Below are 17,327 nucleotides of genomic sequence, written 5' to 3'. Positions count from 1 at the left end.
TAAGACACACGAGGCCAGCCAGGCAAGGAACAGCCCTCTTTACGCTTACGCCCGCCTTTACATTGCTAGCTTTATGTCAGGCCGGTGCAAAACGCAGCATGAAAATCTCAAAAGATTATCACTCAGCATCAGCGTCAGCTGCTGGAGCCTCTGCTGGAGCGGTTGCTGCTGGAGCAGCAGCAGGAGACTCAGCCTCATCAGCTGGGACCTGCACGGAAACGACGGACTCTTCTGGGTCGACATCGACGAGCTCGGTGCCTTCTGGAAGGGTGATGTCCTTAGCGAGAATCTTCTCGCCGTCCTGCATGCCCTCGACGGAGAGGGTGAAGCGCTCTGGCAGGTTGGACACGTCAGCGCGAACGTGCAACTCCTGAACGTCAACGAATGCGACGCCAGAGCCCTTGGTTTCACCTTCGATGAAGACTGGCACGGTGACGTCGATCTTCTCGCCACGCTTGACCTCATAGAAGTCAACGTGCTCGATGGAGCGCTTCACTGGGTTGCGCTGAACATCCTTGACGACAGCGAGACGATCCTCATCGCCGAAGACGATGTTGTACACAGCATTGGAGTGACGAAGAGCGTTCTTCAAATCCAGCTCAGGAAGCTGCAAGAAGAGTGGCTCCTGGCCATTGGCATAAATGGAAGCTGGGACGTTGCCAGCCATGCGCATGCGGCGGGCGAAACCCTTACCGAACTCGGTACGAACGTGACCTTCGAGCTTAATTGGCTCTGCCATAATGAAATCCTTTCTTGTACGAGCTTCTTTGCGAGGACAAGACGGACCTTCAGAGCCTGTGCAACAAGCATCGCCTGTCGCAGCACACCCGAACACAAGGAATGTGCACTGAGCACTCGCACGCGAGTAAGCGCAGTGATAATCTTGAGCGCCCCTTGGCAAGTAAGCCAGCATCGTCAACTTTGCCAGCCGCCTGCCCTGTCAGCTCGCCTTCCTTGTGAGAAGGTATAAACGCCGAGTCGATAACGGGAATTTCTCCCCTCGCCAAAGCATCAAGTTCTGAGATTAACACCACGGCAGAACAATGTCAGGCAGGGTTCCCGCTAAAGTTGAACAAAAAGGATCGGGAGTTAACCGAGAGGAGTTCCCATGGGCGCGAATCTGCCTTTTGCCGACAAACTTTCTAACGCAACCTACCGTTTGGCTGGTAAGGTATCCAGCAAGCTAGGTCTGCCAGCTCCTCTCGATCCCAACCAGCCGGAACGTCCCCAGCCAGAGTTGCCATACGAAATTGACTTGGGCTTCGGCCATCCTACGCGTACCTACATCGACCCCATCACGAACCTCAAGCTCACGCAAAGCAAGGGCGCTGACACGATTCCTGAAGAATACACGATTTATGACATTTACCGTGAGCGTGCCGAGCGTATGGGCGACTCCCCTCTCTTCGTGTTTAAGCGTCACGGCTCCTGGATTTCCAAGACGGCTCATCAGGTGCTCGCCGATATTCGCCGCACAGCGAAAGGCATGATGCATATCGGCATTAAGAAGGGCACGGGCGTGGCTTTCATGTGCTCGACATCCTATGAATGGGATGTTGTCGACGCCGCTGTAGTGAGCATCGGCGGTGTTCTAGCCACGATTTACGACACAGATTCTGCCCCTCAGGTCGAGCATATTCTCGACAACTCCGACGCCCAGATTCTCATCGTGCAGACCAATGCCATGCGCGAGCGTATTGAGGACGCACTGGAGCACTACAAGAATGTGAAGGTGTACTGCCTCGAGCAGGGCGACTTGGAGGCAATTCAGGCTTACGGCGAGACGGTTTCTGACCGCGAGTTGGACGAGCGTATTGCCAGCATTAAGAAGACGGATTTGTGCTCCATCGTCTACACGTCTGGCTCTACTGCCCTGCCAAAGGGTGTGGAGATGACGCATGAGTACTTCTGCGCTACGGCGAAGAATTTGCGCGCTTTCATGCCTGACCTGCTTGCCGACCCGCGCAATTCGGAGTTACAGTTCTTGCCTCAGGCGCACTCTTTTGCTCGCGCCATCAACTACATCGTGGTGAACTCGGATATTACTGAGTACATTTCCGAGTCGTTTGCCACGCTGCTCTCTGATTTGCAGTACGCACGCCCGACCATCATGATCGGTGTTCCTCGCGTGTTTGAGAAGATTTACAACGCGGCTTCCCAAAAGGCTGGCTCCGGCTTGCAAGGCTACGTGTTCCAGGGCGCTGTCAACGTGGCAACAACCTATTCGCATGAAATGAGCGAGCAGGGTAAGGCAAATCGTTCGGTGCGCTTGATGCGTGGCGTGTTTAACCCTGTGGTATACAAGACGTTGCGCGATGCACTGGGTGGCCGCGCTAAGTGGCTGGTATGCGGCGGTGCTCCTTTGGACCCGCGTTTGATGAACTTCTTCCGTGGTGCTGGAATCCCGCTGTTTGAAGGCTATGGCATGACGGAAACGACTGCTCCCTGCGCTTTCACTCCTTTGACTGCTGAGTACCGCGAGGGTTCGGTAGGTATCGCCTTCCCTGGTTTCACCTTGCGTGTTGCTGAAACGGGCGAGTTGCAGGTGAAGGGTGCTGCTGCTTTCACGACGTACCACAAGAATTCGAAGGCGACCAAGGAAAGCTTCACCAAGGATGGCTGGTTGAAGACCGGCGACTTGGGTCGTATTGATAACGACGGCTATGTGTATATTACCGGCCGCATTAAGGACTTGATTATCACTGCTGGTGGTAAGAATGTGACGCCAGGGCCGATGGAGGAAAAGATTGCTCGCAGTCCTCTGGTTTCGCACGCTTTGGTGTTGGGCGATAAGCGCCCCTTCGTTTCTGCTCTGGTCACTTTGGACCCGGATGGTGTGAAGCGTTGGCTGAAGTCGCATGGCATGGATGAGAACATGAGCTTGGAGGAAGCAGCGAATAATGCTGCTGTGCGCTCCGAGATTCAGCAGTATGTTGACAAGGCGAATGAAGGCGAGAGCCGCGCTGAGTCGGTGCGTAAGTTCATCATTCTTCCGGATGATTTCACTCAGCAGAATGGTTTGCTGACCGCTTCGATGAAGGTGATTCGCCCGAAGGTGCTCAAGAGGTATGAGGATCTGCTCAACACACAGATGTATGTGCCGCTGAACAAGCACTGAGAAGTGGCGCGGGGCGCGACTGCGACTCGGGTGGCCGGAAGATAGTTTCAGGCGGCTGCCTCGCAACTGGGGCTGCCACCACAAGGCATAAAGGAAGGCGCTGAGTATCGGTGATACCCGGCGCCTTCTTTTGTCTTTCGAGCTCAGCGTTCGAAGGGGTAAACCTCTCCCCACTGCTCACGAATGCTATCCATGATTTCCATCACGCGCAGCGTATCAGCATGAGGCATACTTGGAGCTTCGATCTCACCATTCATCCGAGCTTTCGCAGCCTCCACCACTTGGTACTCATAACCAGTGATCTGCCCCTCATTGAGAGTGATGGAATCGGTGAGCTGGTGCTGATTGTTGTAAATATCAACCTTTTCCGGATTGTTGATATTCGTGACAATCATGTAGCCCTTCGTGCCCATCACCATGCCACGGCGAGTTCCCACAGAAAGAGTCGACGAAGTTGCGGTTGCCATGACGGTCGGCTTACCTGGCTTGCTGCGCCACATTGCTGTGGTGGATTGCTGGTCAACACCCGTAGAGGTGAAGCTTGCCACACTGTTGAGTCGATCGAGGTGATAATCCGGAGTCATCATGTCGATGAAGTTGATGGTGTAAACGCCGACGTCGAGAAGAGCGCCACCAGCCATCTGCGGGTCCATGATGCGCGCCTTGTGTTCGAGCGGGTACGAGAGGTTCGCTGAAACATCAGTCACCTCGCCGATAACGCCCGAGTCGATGAGTTCGACCAGCTTCTTGCGGCTTGGCATGAAGCGCGTCCAAATTGCCTCGACGCAAGCTTGGCCGGTGTCGCGCGACACTTCGAGCACGCGACGAGCCTGCTGAGCGTTCGCAGTGAAGGACTTCTCCACCAGAACGGCCTTACCATGCTTCATGCATGCGATGGCCTGGTCGGCGTGCAAAGCGTGAGGGGTTGCAATGTAGACGAGGTCAACCTGGGGGTCCTCGTACAGCTGCTCGTAGGAGCCATAAGCTACTGGGATGCCGTATTTGTTGGCAAACTCTTGGGCACGCTCCTTCGAGTTGCGCGTGGCAACAGCATATGGGCGAACCAAGCCTGCATAACGCTCATCGGCGAGCATTCCGTTGAGGGTGGTTGCCATGGCGTGGGCAATATCGCCTGCGCCTAAAATCGCAACATTCACTGGCTGTGTCTTTTCCGGTGATGTTGTTGCTTGCGACGCTGTTTCTTGCAGCATTGTTTCTGAATGTTGAGTCATTAGTACTCTCCTGTGGTCAGTACTCCGTGTTGCCAGTACTCGCTTGTTTGCAGTACTTTGCAGTTGCGTAGTTACGCGCGAAATGTGCAGAGCCACCGCAAACATCAGCTTTAGAAGCCGAAGCGGTTCAAAGCGCGCGGATCAGACTGCCAATCTCGTGCCAGTTTGACGTGAAGGTCGAGGCTGGAGCGCATGCCAACAGCTCTGTTGACCGCCGTCCTCACTCTCTTCTTCACATACACGAGATTCTTTGCCTTGCGTCCAATGATAATCGGTTTCTGCGAATCTCTCTCCACATAGAGGCTCACATAAACATGAGCTTTCGCCGGGTTGCCATTCTCATCGGTTTCGCCAGGTTCTGGCTTCACAATATCATCGACGACGACGGCCAGAGAATGCGGTAGCTCATCGTTAAGCTCTTCCAAGAAAGCTTCACGGATCAGCTCGGCGATAGTCTGCTCGGCGCTTTCCTCGGTGAGAACGTCATCGGGGTACATTTTCGGGCCTTCTGGCACCGCGTTGATGAGCACCTTCGCCACTTCATCGGTGTTATCGCCTTCGAGTGCGGAAACGGCGACGATTTCGGAGAAATGGCCGAACTGGTCGACTTCGATGAGCTTGTCGACGAGCTTCTTCTTGCTCAGCTGGTCGATTTTGGTGACCACGCAGATCACTGGTTTGCGCCAGTAACGTGGCGAGGTCGGCTCTTCTTTGGTACGGGCGAACTGGTCTTGCAGTTTGCGCAGAATTCTCTCGTCGCCAGGGCCGATCTTTTGGTCGGCTGGCAGCAGGAAGCATACGGCATCCACTTCGGAGAGGGATTCGTCAACCATATCGTCCAGGCGCCTGCCCAGAAGGGTGCGCGGGCGGTGAATTCCTGGTGTGTCAACGAGGACGAGCTGAGAGTCGGGGCGGGTCATGATGGCGCGAATATCACGGCGTGTCGTCTCCGGCCTATCGGAGGTAATCACCACTTTGCGGCCAACCAGCGCGTTGACGAGCGTCGACTTTCCCACATTTGGCCTGCCCACAATGGCAACAAAGCCGGAGCGGAAGCCTTCTGGTACGCGATGTTCTGGGGCGATGTCGTCGAGGCTTGCTCTAGCCGACTCGAGATTATCACTGTCCTTTTCTTCGCCTGCGAGCTCGGCAAGCTCTTCGGGGTCAATATTTTCCGGGTCGAAAGTCAGTGGGTCGAAATCACTCATGAGTCTTTCTCCTCTGTGGTGGCCGTGTGCGACGGGGCAGTATGCGATAGGTTAGCTGAATGGGATGAGCGTGCTGAGTTCTGTTCAGCCTTGTCAGCCTTGTCAGCCTTGTCGGCTGAGTCTGCACTCTCCTGCTTTTCTTGCCTCTCCTGCTCGTCATGGGTGAGCAAGGAAAGTGGTTGAACGCGCAGCATGGAAACTTTCTTGCGCCTTCCTGCTTGGTCGATGGCGGTGAGCAGCAAGCCGTGTGTGCGGCCCGACTCCCCAACGATCGGCACGTGGCCAAGAATCTTGGTCAGCAGGCCGTAAACGGTGTCAACATCGTCTTCGTCAATATCGATTTCGAAGATCTCTTCCAAATCGTTGATCGGTGTGCGTGCTGGCATTTCCCACACGTGTTCGTCTACTTGACGCGGTTCTTGATGCTGAGTGCGATCATGTTCGTCTTCCAGCTCACCCACGATCTGTTCGATGGCGTCCTCAATGGTGACGATTCCGGCAATTCCGCCGTATTCGTCGAAGACGACGGCGATATGCTGACGCTGCTGCTGCATTTGATGGAACAGATCGTCCACAGGCTTGGATTCTGGTACGAGCAACGGCTCTCGGGCAATGCTGCCAATGGTTTTATCGTCATTAGCGGTACCGAAGGCCAAGAGTTGGACGACGTCTTTGAGGTACGCCATGCCTCTCAAGTCATCGATGGAGTCGCCGATGACAGGAATGCGAGAGAAACCGGAACGAGAGAAGAGTTTGAGGGCGTCAGCAAGTGGCGTGTCAGCTGGGAGGCAGACCATGTCGGTGCGAGGAACCATGATCTCACGCGTGAGAGTGTCAGAAAGCGAGACAACATTTCTCAGCATTTCTGCGACTTGAGGGTCCACATCGGTGGTTTCCACCATGCGGTCAACCATCGCCTTGGATTCTTCTTGTTGGATTTTCTCGATCTGCTCGTCGTCAGCGAGGCTTCCATCTCCTTCTTCTCTAAAGGATTTGCGCAGCGAACGGATGGCTGCGAAGGGGAAGATGCGCGTGACGATACTCATCAGGCGCGAGTGGCGGACCATCACGTCAATAGGCAAGTCAACGGTAGCTTTGAAGCGCGGGCGTGCCATAAGCGCAATAACGCCGAAGATGATGGCTGCAACGAAGCCGATGAGCACGGCTTCCCACCATTCAGGGACGAAGAGCACGGCGATAAGGGCGACGAGTACACCGAAGAATGCGGTCAGCACTACGCGAAGGAAGGATGCGGAGGCTTGGGTGGCATTCCTACTCGCCACGAGATTTTGCACCCTGGTAATCTTCTTGAGTTTGCGGGCGCGTTCGAAGTCGGTAAGGTCTTCATCGGATTGGATTGCCAGGGATCGGTTGTTGAGCGAGGTTCGGGTGACGCGCATGACTGCCGATTCGAGGCTGGCCAGCACGATGGAGAACCACATGTCGAGGATGGCGATCAGGCCGAAGACTATGGCTAGAACTATTTCCAGAGTCATTTTTTCCACTGCTCTTCGCCTCACTTCTCACTATATGGTGACGTGTTTGACGCGTCATCGGAGCCGTTATTGTGTTCCGGCTCGCTTTCTGGCCTGCCGACCCAGTCGTTTTGTGGCAAGCCAAAACGTTCGTCGTTGGCTTTCAGCTGCTCGAAGTTGATTTGCTCGTCGCTCTGGACTTCAGCGTCATCCTCTTCCGGCTGGCCGGACAAGCCTTGTGTTGGTCCATCGGAAGCGCCTGAGTGGATGAACTTTTCTGAACCTGCGCGAGGCAGTTCTGGATGGTCGCGATAGTAGCTGGCCAGCATGTCCTCCGCACCTTCGGGCAGCACGATTTCGTGGACCGCTGTTCCGCGTGCGGCGATGAAGAGGAGCATGAGTTGGCGCTGCAGGTCGAACATGGCTCGCTCCTGCTCGGGCTCCATGTGGTCGAAGCCGAGCAAGTGCAGGATTCCGTGTGCGGTGAGCAGCAGCATTTCTTCGATGCCGGAATGCCCGGATGCGTGCGCTTGTTGGATTGCCACATCAGGGCAGAGCACGATGTCACCGAGGATGCCAGCTGGTGTGAGTGCGCCGTCTTTTCCGGGGCGCAGTTCGTCCATGGGGAAGCTCATCACGTCGGTTGGCCCGATTAAGCCCATCCATCGCTCGTGCAGGTCGGCGATGGTTTGTGGATCAACGAAGGTAATGGTGAGGTCCGCGCCGGGGCTCACTCTCATTTGGTCGAGGACGAAAGCTCCGAGGTCGGAGAACTGTTTAGGGTCGATGCTCCACTCTGTTTCGTTTGCTACTTCAACGCTCATCAGTTCTCCTTTTCGTTGCGGCTGTTGCGCTGTGGGTCAGTATGTGCACGTGCAGCGCGTGCTTCGCGTTCCTCATCGTGCTTGTTGTAGGCGTTGACGATTGCGGCGACGAGGGAATGGCGCACGACGTCGCTATCGGTGAAATGTACGAAGCTGATTGCTGGTATTCCTCGCAAAATGTGTTCAATGGATCGCAATCCGGACCGTCTAATGGCGAGGTCAACCTGGGTGATGTCGCCGGTGACGACCATGCGCGAGTTGTAACCTAAGCGAGTAAGGAACATTTTCATCTGTTCCTCGGTGGTGTTCTGCGCTTCGTCGAGGATGACGAAAGCGTCATTGAGAGTTCTTCCTCGCATGTAAGCCAGTGGCGCTACTTCGATGGCTCCAGAGTCCATGGCTTGCTTGAGCTGAATGCTTCCGAGCATGTCGGACAATGCGTCGTAGAGGGGCCTGAGGTAAGGGTCGATCTTTTCGGCGAGGGTTCCTGGCAAGTAACCCAGATTTTCACCGGCCTCGACGGCAGGGCGTGTCAAGATGATGCGACGGACTCGGTGTTCTTGGAATGCTTGGACTGCCATGGCTACTGCGAGGTAGGTTTTACCTGTTCCTGCAGGGCCAATACCAAATGTGATGGTGTTCTTGGCAATTTGAGCAACGTAGTGCCTCTGCCCTGCTGTTTTCGCTCGCACTGGTACTCCACCGGCGTAGGCGATGACTGCAGGGATGCTCACATCCGGCAGTTCACCTTCCACTTGGCTCGACTGACGGGTGCGAGCAGTGTGAGTTTCGTGCGCAGTCAACTGTGAGAATTGTGCTCTGCTCAAGCGTTTGCGAGCAGTGTCATACTCGCTCTTGTGAGGAGCACGAGTATCTGCCGTATGGTGAGTTCCAGTATGCTTACTTGCAGAACCCTTGATTGCAGCATTTTCACCAGCGGCATGCTTGTGTGTGATTTCACTGAGGTATTCCACATCGCGGCCATGAGCATCGAAGTGACGACGACGTGCTGAGAGCAGGCGGCGAACAGAATCAGCATCTAAAGCTGCTTTCGCTTGTGCTGCTTGGCTTAACTGTTCAAACAGGTTTTCTGCAGCAATCGCCTCTGGCTCTGTCAAAACGTCTTGCGAAATGATGGAGATGTTATGGCCTCGCACCACAAAAGTGAGGCGTGGGAATGATTTCTCCACCTCATGCAAAACCGCGTCGACAGGGCCGAGCACTTCTGTCGCATCCACGTTTTCAGGAATGGTGAAAACGCGAACCGTATGGCCGTAACGGGCACTCACTCAGGCAACACCTCTCCGGTCAAAACATGAGCGTGAACGTGGAATACAGACTGGCCTGCATTGCGTCCCGTGTTGAAAATCAGGCGGAAGGTGCCATCAGCCTGCTCGTCAGCGATTTTCTGAGCGATTTGAACAACATGTGCCAACAGTGCAGGGTCCTTCTCGGCAAGCTCGGCAACGTTGGCATAATGCACCTTAGGAACCACGAGAACGTGGACCTTAGCCTTCGGATTAATATCCTTGAAGGCATACACCTGCTCGTCTTCGTAGACCTTGCTGCTCGGAATATCACCAGCGATAATCTTGCAGAAGAGGCAATCAGGATCGTTCGTGCTCATATCAGCTCTTTTCTGTGGAGTTCTTCTTTACTCCATCTTGCCACCAGGTACTAACCGAGCTGAAAATCTGTGTTTTGTTGAAATGACGCGGTTTCTCTTCATATCGACACGCCGAAACTACTCATTTTTTCGCGAACCCCTTGCACACTTGCTCATCTGTGTTAGAGTTTTATTTTGTTGCTTACGGGCACTGTCCGGGTGGCGGAATGGTAGACGCGCTAGCTTGAGGTGCTAGTGGCCACTTTATACGGCCGTGCGGGTTCAACTCCCGCTCCGGACACTCATAACCGGTTCTGATTCCAGAACCGGTTTTTGTTTTTCCAGTGCTCTATAGTACGGACTTTGGGGTGCTAATCTCAGGTTACCCTTCCCTCACCACCAACTCCATACCCCCTCTGCCTCTCTCGAGCATAAGAGCATGAGAAAGGGGAACCTGCATGACCTTCCTTGCTACTGCAACACCTCAACACCGGTAGCAGCCAAGTAGCCTCAGAACAAGTCCCCCTCAACTTTCAGCTGTACGCTTCAGTTGTTCTCATTCGTTTTCATCGGTTTCCTCATTACATGACTTGCAGCCTTGAGCTACGAGCGCTCTTCTCTTTCAGCGCCATTCGCGAAAGCTGTGTGTCTCCTCAGCAGTGATAATCTTGGCAAACTCCCCTAGCTTCTCCAACGAGAAAGAAGCGGGTACTCCCCTCGCGGTCGCTGGGAGGTGACACACCAGTAGAGCCACTGAGCAAGCTCACGACGAGGAAGGTGCACAGGGCCGTCGGCGAAGAAAGACTCAGTGAAAATCTCTTTGTATTGGCGAGCAAGAGTGGGGACAAGATCAGCAGAATCGTGCTCCTTCGCATACGCCTGCCAGCGCTCGAGGAACTGGTCAGAAAGCTGCTTCTCACCAGCATGCTTCATCTTCACCAGCACCATGCGAGCAGCAGTCTGATCCACAAACTCATCGACGCGACCGTCGAGCTCACACTCGAAGCATTCGAGCACATCCCAGCCCTGAGCGCGCAACTCTTCATACGCATCAATCATATCCATCCACTCATCGAGATGAGCATCGCGGAATCGCTCGAGGGCACGCGGGAAAAGCTGCGGAAGGCGCTCGCACTTCTCATCCTCATGCCACAAGCAAGGCTTCACCACAATCATAGTGCGATACTTGGGAAAGACTATCGAAGGCAGGAATTTGTAGCGCGGGTCATACTTGCGGAAGCGGAAACCACGGCGGAAAAACACCGAGCGAATCTGAGCCAGCAGCGGCTCTAAGTACATGAACTGGGTTTGAGCAAGGCTGAGCTTGCGGTAGTCCACTTTCTTCGTCAGAAATTTGAAGGAAGAGCGCGGGGCAGTGCGCGGGGCAGATGGTTCTCTTTCCTCGGCTTCCTGTGTTGCTTCCGGCGCGACTTCCTGTGCTGCTTCCACCTCATCCGGCAGTACCTTTTCGACTGTTTCCGGCGCAGCTTCTGTTTCCGGCGCAGCTTCCGGTTCCGCTTTCACCGCAGCTCCAGCTTTCACCGCGGCTTCCGGCACCACAAAAACCTCCTCCGGCTCAAGGCCAAACTTGTTCATCCACTCACGCCAAGCACGCTGAGAAATCACTCCATATCTCTGCTCGCACATGCGCTGATAAACGTACTCGATGTCAGAGTACTTTTCATGCAGGTAATGAAACTCGAGGCCAACCTCAAGAAGGTCATGAGGGAACACTTTACGCGTATATTCTCGTGCCTTCGCAGCAGTCTCAGCCTTGCCTCGCACATCGAGTTCAGCAATCGAGTACGTCCAATACCCATCTATTCTTTCGACGTACACGTCGAGAGCTTTCGGACGGTGGCCACCGAAGCGCTCAAGGTTCTTCCACCGGCTCAGCAGAACTTTCGCCTTCTCCCGCGGATGCAGATACCGCTTGTAGCTCAGCTGGGAAACGGAAGTGAGATGCCACTGATGACAGTTGGGGCATTGATAGACTCGCTTCTCGTGGCGCTTCTCCCTATCCTTCGACCACTGCGTCTTGCCCAGAACGAGAATTGCTTCATCTTGAGTCGCATAGCAGACTTTCCCGGTTGCTGGGCAATGCTGGTATTTGACGAGTTCGCGCGGCTTACGAAGGCGCGCAGCATGGAGGTATCGGTATCGCTTCGAGCCTTGCTTCGGCGTTCGCAAGCCCATACCCGCCTCCCCCTCTGGCTCTTGACTGCTTGCTAGACTGCAAGGGTGAAAATCATCCCTATTACCGATCTGAATAACCCTCAAGTTCAGGCATACACTAATCTTACTGAACTGCAATTAAGAAATCGCCTGGAGCCCGCCAAAGGCCTGTTCATCGCCGAACAGCCCAAGGTGATTGACCGCGCTCTCGCCGCCCATGTTGAGCCGTTGAGCTTCTTGTTGGAAGAGCGCTGGTTGGCCCAGATGCAGGAGGAGTTTGATTTCGTCGATCGCACGTGGGGCCCTGATGTTCCCGTTTTCGTCGCTTCTGAGGAGCTTCTCACTCAGTTGACTGGTTTTCGCTTGCATCGTGGCGCTCTGGCCGCTATGAAGCGCTGGTCTCTCCCCTCCGTTTCTGAGGTGTGCAAGGGGGCAAGCTTGGTGGCAGTGCTGGAGAATGTGGTCAACCACGAAAATATTGGCGCTATTGTCCGCTCGGCCGCGGCTCTCAACGTGGATGCCGTTCTGGTCACGCCTTCTTGCGCTGATCCCCTCTATCGCCGTTCGGTGCGCGTTTCGATGGGCACTGTTTTTCAGGTTCCGTGGACTCGCATTGGCGGTGATGATTACCACCAGTGGCCAAACCCATCGATTCAAGAGCTCAAAGACCTTGGTTTTACTACTGTTGCGATGGCTTTGCGCGACGACTCTCTGTCCCTTCCTGAGCTCGCCCGCCGTTGTGCTCTGCCCAAAGACGCTCCTGAGCATATCGGTAAGGTTGCGCTGATCTTTGGTACAGAAGGCGAGGGCCTCATGCCTCGTACTTTGCGCGCTGCTGATTACACGGTGAAAATTCCGATGGCTCACCATGTTGATTCGCTCAATGTTGCGGCAAGTTCTGCGGTGGCTTTCTACGCGATCCGCGCGGCACAAGGCTTGCTGGTCAATAGTTAGAATTTCTTCAGATTATCAGCCCGCACAACTCAAGGCTGCGCATACAAAAAGTGGGAGAGCAGAAATCTGCTCTCCCACTTGCGTTTAGCGCTGATAATCTCAGACTATGCTGTCATCAGGCCTTGGTTGCCTTTGCAGCGGCAACCTTTTCCTGAGTTTCGACGGAAGCTGCAGCGTCACCGACGCCGGCGCCCTGAGAGTTGGCCTCCAGAGGCTTTGCTTCTTCAGGAAGGACGGTGCCAGTCAAGCGGCCGAGGCCTGCCATGAAGTGGTAAATCACCAGGCAGAGCACGGAGCCGATGGCGATGCCGTTGAAGCCGATGCCGTTGATGGCGAAGGAGAAGTCGGCGATACCGATGACCATGGTGACTGCGGCCACGGAGAGGTTGACGTTGCTGGAGAAGTCAACGTGGTTCTCCACCCAGATTCGAACGCCGAGCATACCGATCATGCCGTAGAGCAAGGTGGTGACGCCGCCGAGTACGCCGACTGGAATGGTGTTGATCAGTGCGCCAAACTTCGGGCAGAGGGAGAGGATGAAGGCGAAGCCTGCTGCGCACCAGTAAGCCGCGGTGGAGTAGACCTTGGTTGCAGCCATCACGCCGATGTTCTCAGCGTAGGTGGTGGTGCCGGAACCGCCGCCGAAGCCGGCGAACATGGTGCCGAGGCCGTCTGCGAAGAGTGCGGTGCCAATCTGGTCGTCGTAATTCTTGCCAGTCATGAGAGCCACAGACTTGACGTGGCCGATGTTCTCAGCGATGAGGACGAGGACGACCGGGATGAACATTGCGAGTACGGAGAAGTCAACCTTTGGAGTGTGGAATGCTGGCAGGCCGATCCATGCTGCCTGCTCCACAGCCTTGAAGTTGACCTGGCCGCGTGCGACTGCGTAGAAGTAACCGACGAGAACGCCGAGCAAAATGTTCAAGCGGCCGAGCATACCGCGCAGCAGGACGGGGATGATGAGAACTGCAACGAGGGTGACGACTGCGGTGTCTGGAGCCTGCTTGAAGTTGTTCCAAGCAGCTGGGGCCAGGTTGAAGCCGATGATGGCCACGATGGCGCCGGTCACGACTGGTGGCATGACAATGTCAATCCAGCGAGAGCCTGCGAAGTGGACGATCAGGCCGACCAGAGCCAGGACCAGACCAGTGGAAAGAATACCGAAGGATGCGACTGCCAGACCCTTGTGTGCGCTCACCACTGCGGTAACTGGAGCGATGAAGCCGAAGGAAGAGCCCAAGTAGCTAGGAAGAACGTTCTTGTTGATGAGCAAGAACAGGACCGTTGAAAATGCGGTGAAGAACAGGGTGACGGATGGATCGAAGCCCGTCAGAATTGGAACCAAGAAGGTGGCGCCGAACATTGCAATAACATGCTGTGCGCCAACGGAGGCTGTACGTGCCCAGCTCAAACGCTCCCATGGAGCAACAACCTCGCCTGGGCCGAGATGCTTGCCATCTCCGTGCAGCTGCCAGCTGAAAATATTCTTCATTTCTGCCATTTTTATCCCTTTCGTGCTGCCCACCGGGCTCGCACATAGTTGTGGGTCTGGCACTGTGCTTTTTGCACTGTGTTCTTTGATAGATTGTGCTACTTAAATGGCTTTAAGGTTACAGTTATGTTAACAAAGTGTTACAAAGCACTAGGAATAAGATAGGAGAACGCTTCTCTTTACCTGACGACACGCCCGAGATTATCACTGCGCTTTCTCGGCCACAGAGAAGAAGTAATCAGCTTAGCATTTCTCACGCTTGCGCGCAAGCAGTCCGCCGCTGTGAATTGTGTAGGCACTGCACACAACTTTGGAGGTGCTGCGAATTTTTGAAGCGCCGCGCAACTGCGTCGTCGCCCGCAATGTTGTGATCGTGCACAACGCAAGAAGGGAGTAGCTCTCGCTACTCCCCTCTCACACCTCTTTCAAACTTCGCCTCTTGCGTTGTGCGCGCTTCAGCTTGCGCGATCGATAAGATGCACTCATGAGATTTCGCTTCATTCGCGCGTATCTCATCGCGCGATCGCGCCTATGAGCACAGGAACTCAGAAATCGTAGCCAATCGCGTTGAGCATGGTGCGCCCATCTTCGGTGATCATCGACACATCCCATGCAGGAGTCCACACCCAGTCAACACGGAAGTACTCCACTACAGGTGCGAGCATGCTGGCTGCTTCATCTTCAATAAGATCTGTTAGCGGACAGGCGGGAGTGGTGAGAGTCATCGTCAAAATGGCACGACCCTTCTCATCGATTTCCACACCATAAACCAAGCCTAGATTCACTACATCGATGCCGAGCTCAGGGTCGATGACGTCCTTCATTGCGTCGAGGACAGCCTGTGCGGTTTGCTCGCCCACCTCATCGTGAGCTTTCAACTCAACCTTGCGTGGTTGAGCAGCACCCGCCTTTTGGCTTGCTTCCAAAGTGGGGGCGAAAGATTGTTCCGAGAACGGGTTGAAGTCACCCGAGCTCGCATATTCACGAGCCTTGCGCACGGCTTCCGGCTCAAAATTATTATCTGCCATAGCTTTACTTTCGTTTTGTGCTGTTGTCACTGAATTTCATTTTTCGATGTTGTTTCAGCAGACTATCCTGCAATCCTACCGCTTCAACCTTGCAGCTGCTAATCGGTGAGCTCATGACGATGCAGTGAACTCACTGATAATCTGGAGAAATTGTTGCTAAAGCTTTCGCCACAGCGTCTCTCGTACCTTCCCAGCCCAGCAGTGCGCACTTAATGCGCATCGGGAATCGCGAGACTCCTTGGAAAGCCATCGCATCGCCTAAAGCATCCGCGGTCGCAGCATCGTCGACGCCCTTGCCTCGCGAATCCATCAGCTCGCGGAAAGCGCGATGCAGCTTCATGAATTCGTCAACGCTTTTGCCTTGCGCCATGTCGTGCAGAACCGACAGGCTCGCCTGGTAAATTGAGCAACCGTGCCCATCCCACATCAGCTGCTCGATAACTGCCGGCTTGCCCTCTTCTTGCTTGATGGCAACGCGCACAGTCACCTCGTCGCCGCACGTCGGGTTGAATTGGTGAGAGTCCGCCTGGCAGTACTCATGGCTCTGCTCTTGGCTGCTCGAGGCCGACACGAGATTGTCACTGCGCTGATTCTCTCGTGTACCTTGAGTCTCTTGCGCACCTTGGTTCTCTTGATCACCCGAGTTTTCTCGCCGATCCGAATTCTCTTGAGCAACATCAGGAGCGAAATGCGTTTTACCGTGAGGATCGCGCGACGCTTCCAAAATGAACTCTTGGTACATCTGCTCCAAAGCGGGATCTACAACAGAGTCTTCACTACTGTCCTGCTCAGAAATTCCAAAGAGTGAGTTCAGTGCGAAAGGATCGTCAAACATCATGCTCTCCTTTCTACTCCTACTTACCTAAGAAATACGGGCGAATCTGAGCAACCGCATCCATAAACTGCTCAACATCCTGCGCCGTGGTATACACCCCCGCCGACGCACGGTTAGAAGAATACACACCAAAACGACGGTGAATAGGCTGAGCACAGTGGTGACCTGTCCTGATTGCCACACCGTAAGAATCGAGGAATTGACCCACATCATGAGGGTGAACGCCCTCAACTTCAAAGCTCACGGTTGCGAGACGCTCGTTCATATCCAAGGGCCCGAGCACACGGATGCCAGGAATATCGGCAACCTTCAACAGTGCAGTGCCAATCTCACGCTCATGAGCTTGAAGAGCGTCAAAGCCGACAGAAGTAAGCCATTGAGCTGCCACACCAGCAGCAACTACTTGAGCTACCGGTTGCGTTCCCGCCTCAAACTTGAAAGGCGCGGCTGACCACTGTGCCTGCTTATCCAGCCAAGCGAGGTCCACCATCTCACCACCAAAGTTTGCTGGAGGCAGCAGTTCCAGCAGCTCGCGCTTGCCGTAGAGGAAGCCCACGCCGGTAGGACCGTACATTTTATGCGCTGACCAGCAGGCAAAGTCCACGTCGAGGTCCGCAACATCGAGGCTCAGATGCGGTGCAGCTTGGCAAAAATCAGCGATGACCAGCGCGCCTACCTGGTGAGCCTTCTGCACGATCGCTTTAAGCGGGGTCAGAGCGCCAGTAACGTTACTCGCCGCCGTCAAAGCGACAATCTTCGTGCGAGGGGTAATCTTGTCGCACACTTTTTGAGCGTCGAGGCGACCATCATCCTCAACATCAGCAATAGTGAGCGTGGCACCCGTGCGGCGAGCCAACTGTTGGAATGGCAGGAGCACAGAATGGTGTTCTGCAATGCTGGTGAGAATCTCATCACCCTCATGAAGCCCGAAACGAGCACGAGCCTGCACATCAACGTCAGAGAGAGCTGCCGGCAAGCTCGCCCAGCCAATGCTCATCGCCAACTCGTTGAGGCCTGCGGTGGCACCCGAGGTGAAAACAATCTCCTCTTGACCTTCCTCAGAACTCGCGTTCACAAAAGTGGCAATGCGTGCACGTGCGGTTTCGTAAGCTTGCGTTGCTTCAACGGCAAGACGATGAGTTCCTCGGTGAACTCCTGCGTTAATCGAGGAATAGAATGCCTGCTCTGCTTGGATCACCACCTGCGGTTTTTGCGAGGTTGCCGCAGTATCCAAGTAAGCCAAACGCGAAGGATGTTCAGCTGAGCCAAACCCCTTCTGCGCGCGAGGCGATTGCAAGAGCGGGAACTGTGAGACGACCCGTTCCTGCCATCCTTGCTCGCCAGAAAATTCAGAGGAACTCATAGTCATGCCGATTC

Annotated in this window: 13 protein-coding genes, 1 tRNA gene and 1 pseudogene; 3 read left to right on the top strand and 12 right to left on the bottom strand. The window is 54.8% G+C overall.

Going from position 1 to position 17,327, the window contains the following annotated elements:
* Positions 1-118: 118 nt before the first annotated feature.
* Entirely contained in the window at positions 119-739 is a 621-nt protein-coding gene (locus AEAE_RS02425) for a 50S ribosomal protein L25/general stress protein Ctc (protein ID WP_094689553.1), read from the bottom strand.
* Positions 740-1,108: 369 nt separating this feature from the next.
* Here AEAE_RS02425 and AEAE_RS02420 point away from each other — a divergent pair, with 369 nt between their 5' ends.
* Positions 1,109-3,118, top strand: coding sequence for an AMP-dependent synthetase/ligase (locus AEAE_RS02420; RefSeq protein ID WP_094689552.1), 2,010 nt, complete (start codon positions 1,109-1,111; stop codon positions 3,116-3,118).
* 143 nt (positions 3,119-3,261) lie between these two features.
* Here AEAE_RS02420 and AEAE_RS02415 read toward each other — a convergent pair whose 3' ends face one another.
* The 6 genes and pseudogenes from AEAE_RS02415 to AEAE_RS02390 all read right to left on the bottom strand — a co-directional run bounded on the left by AEAE_RS02415 (position 3,262) and on the right by AEAE_RS02390 (position 9,484).
* The gene (locus AEAE_RS02415) at positions 3,262-4,329 is read right to left on the bottom strand and encodes a Gfo/Idh/MocA family protein (RefSeq protein ID WP_094690085.1); all 1,068 of its coding nucleotides are present in this window, start codon (positions 4,327-4,329) and stop codon (positions 3,262-3,264) included.
* A gap of 131 nt (positions 4,330-4,460) precedes the next feature.
* Positions 4,461-5,558, bottom strand: a complete 1,098-nt coding sequence (gene era, locus AEAE_RS02410; RefSeq protein WP_094689551.1) for a GTPase Era — start codon at positions 5,556-5,558, stop codon at positions 4,461-4,463.
* Positions 5,555-7,054 (bottom strand): hemolysin family protein, encoded by a 1,500-nt coding sequence (locus AEAE_RS02405; RefSeq protein WP_179373200.1) that lies wholly within the window; start codon positions 7,052-7,054, stop codon positions 5,555-5,557. The genes era and AEAE_RS02405 overlap by 4 nt, the downstream gene beginning before the upstream one ends.
* A 281-nt stretch (positions 7,055-7,335) precedes the next feature.
* Positions 7,336-7,857: pseudogene (gene ybeY, locus AEAE_RS06900) on the bottom strand (rRNA maturation RNase YbeY); the annotation flags it as partial.
* Positions 7,857-9,107 (bottom strand): PhoH family protein, encoded by a 1,251-nt coding sequence (locus AEAE_RS02395; protein ID WP_420809214.1) that lies wholly within the window; start codon positions 9,105-9,107, stop codon positions 7,857-7,859. The pseudogene ybeY and the gene AEAE_RS02395, both read right to left, overlap by 1 nt.
* A gap of 35 nt (positions 9,108-9,142) precedes the next feature.
* Positions 9,143-9,484 (bottom strand): histidine triad nucleotide-binding protein, encoded by a 342-nt coding sequence (locus tag AEAE_RS02390; RefSeq protein ID WP_094689548.1) that lies wholly within the window; start codon positions 9,482-9,484, stop codon positions 9,143-9,145.
* A gap of 192 nt (positions 9,485-9,676) precedes the next feature.
* Here AEAE_RS02390 and AEAE_RS02385 point away from each other — a divergent pair.
* Positions 9,677-9,764, top strand: a tRNA-Leu gene (locus AEAE_RS02385).
* 380 nt (positions 9,765-10,144) lie between these two features.
* On the opposite strand, the gene AEAE_RS02380 is transcribed toward AEAE_RS02385, so the two are convergent.
* The gene (locus tag AEAE_RS02380; protein ID WP_094689547.1) at positions 10,145-11,659 is read right to left on the bottom strand and encodes a PDDEXK family nuclease; all 1,515 of its coding nucleotides are present in this window, start codon (positions 11,657-11,659) and stop codon (positions 10,145-10,147) included.
* A 45-nt stretch (positions 11,660-11,704) separates the two neighbouring features.
* Here AEAE_RS02380 and AEAE_RS02375 point away from each other — a divergent pair, with 45 nt between their 5' ends.
* Entirely contained in the window at positions 11,705-12,592 is an 888-nt protein-coding gene (locus tag AEAE_RS02375) for a TrmH family RNA methyltransferase (protein WP_094689546.1), read from the top strand.
* 115 nt (positions 12,593-12,707) lie between these two features.
* Here the strand turns inward: AEAE_RS02375 and AEAE_RS02370 are convergent, their stop codons facing one another.
* The 4 genes from AEAE_RS02370 to AEAE_RS02355 form a co-directional block, all read right to left on the bottom strand.
* Positions 12,708-14,087: a uracil-xanthine permease family protein gene (locus tag AEAE_RS02370; protein WP_094690083.1), complete on the bottom strand. Its 1,380-nt coding sequence runs from the start codon at positions 14,085-14,087 to the stop codon at positions 12,708-12,710.
* 545 nt (positions 14,088-14,632) lie between these two features.
* Positions 14,633-15,115, bottom strand: coding sequence for a metal-sulfur cluster assembly factor (locus AEAE_RS02365; protein ID WP_094690082.1), 483 nt, complete (start codon positions 15,113-15,115; stop codon positions 14,633-14,635).
* 130 nt (positions 15,116-15,245) lie between these two features.
* On the bottom strand, positions 15,246-15,857 hold the full coding sequence (gene sufU / locus AEAE_RS02360) for a Fe-S cluster assembly sulfur transfer protein SufU (RefSeq protein WP_094690081.1): 612 nt from the start codon (positions 15,855-15,857) through the stop codon (positions 15,246-15,248).
* Positions 15,858-15,969: 112 nt separating this feature from the next.
* A complete protein-coding gene (locus AEAE_RS02355) occupies positions 15,970-17,313 on the bottom strand; it encodes a SufS family cysteine desulfurase (RefSeq protein ID WP_094690080.1) in 1,344 nt (447 codons plus the stop codon).
* Positions 17,314-17,327: the final 14 nt, after the last annotated feature.

The sequence above is a fragment of the Aeriscardovia aeriphila genome, from assembly GCF_002259595.1.
GTDB classification, from domain to species: domain Bacteria; phylum Actinomycetota; class Actinomycetes; order Actinomycetales; family Bifidobacteriaceae; genus Aeriscardovia; species Aeriscardovia aeriphila.
This window is presented reverse-complemented; position numbering and strand designations above follow the sequence as displayed.

Excerpts from the sequence above, each read along its gene's own strand:
- AEAE_RS02425 (WP_094689553.1), bottom strand. The coding sequence starts at position 739 with ATGGCAGAGCCAATTAAGCTCGAAGGTCACGTTCGTACCGAGTTCGGT.
- AEAE_RS02420 (WP_094689552.1), top strand. The coding sequence starts at position 1,109 with ATGGGCGCGAATCTGCCTTTTGCCGACAAACTTTCTAACGCAACCTAC.
- AEAE_RS02415 (WP_094690085.1), bottom strand. The coding sequence starts at position 4,329 with ATGCTGCAAGAAACAGCGTCGCAAGCAACAACATCACCGGAAAAGACA.
- era (WP_094689551.1), bottom strand. The coding sequence starts at position 5,558 with ATGAGTGATTTCGACCCACTGACTTTCGACCCGGAAAATATTGACCCC.
- AEAE_RS02405 (WP_179373200.1), bottom strand. The coding sequence starts at position 7,054 with ATGACTCTGGAAATAGTTCTAGCCATAGTCTTCGGCCTGATCGCCATC.
- AEAE_RS02390 (WP_094689548.1), bottom strand. The coding sequence starts at position 9,484 with ATGAGCACGAACGATCCTGATTGCCTCTTCTGCAAGATTATCGCTGGT.
- AEAE_RS02380 (WP_094689547.1), bottom strand. The coding sequence starts at position 11,659 with ATGGGCTTGCGAACGCCGAAGCAAGGCTCGAAGCGATACCGATACCTC.
- AEAE_RS02370 (WP_094690083.1), bottom strand. The coding sequence starts at position 14,087 with ATGAAGAATATTTTCAGCTGGCAGCTGCACGGAGATGGCAAGCATCTC.
- AEAE_RS02365 (WP_094690082.1), bottom strand. The coding sequence starts at position 15,115 with ATGGCAGATAATAATTTTGAGCCGGAAGCCGTGCGCAAGGCTCGTGAA.
- sufU (WP_094690081.1), bottom strand. The coding sequence starts at position 15,857 with ATGTACCAAGAGTTCATTTTGGAAGCGTCGCGCGATCCTCACGGTAAA.
- AEAE_RS02355 (WP_094690080.1), bottom strand. The coding sequence starts at position 17,313 with ATGAGTTCCTCTGAATTTTCTGGCGAGCAAGGATGGCAGGAACGGGTC.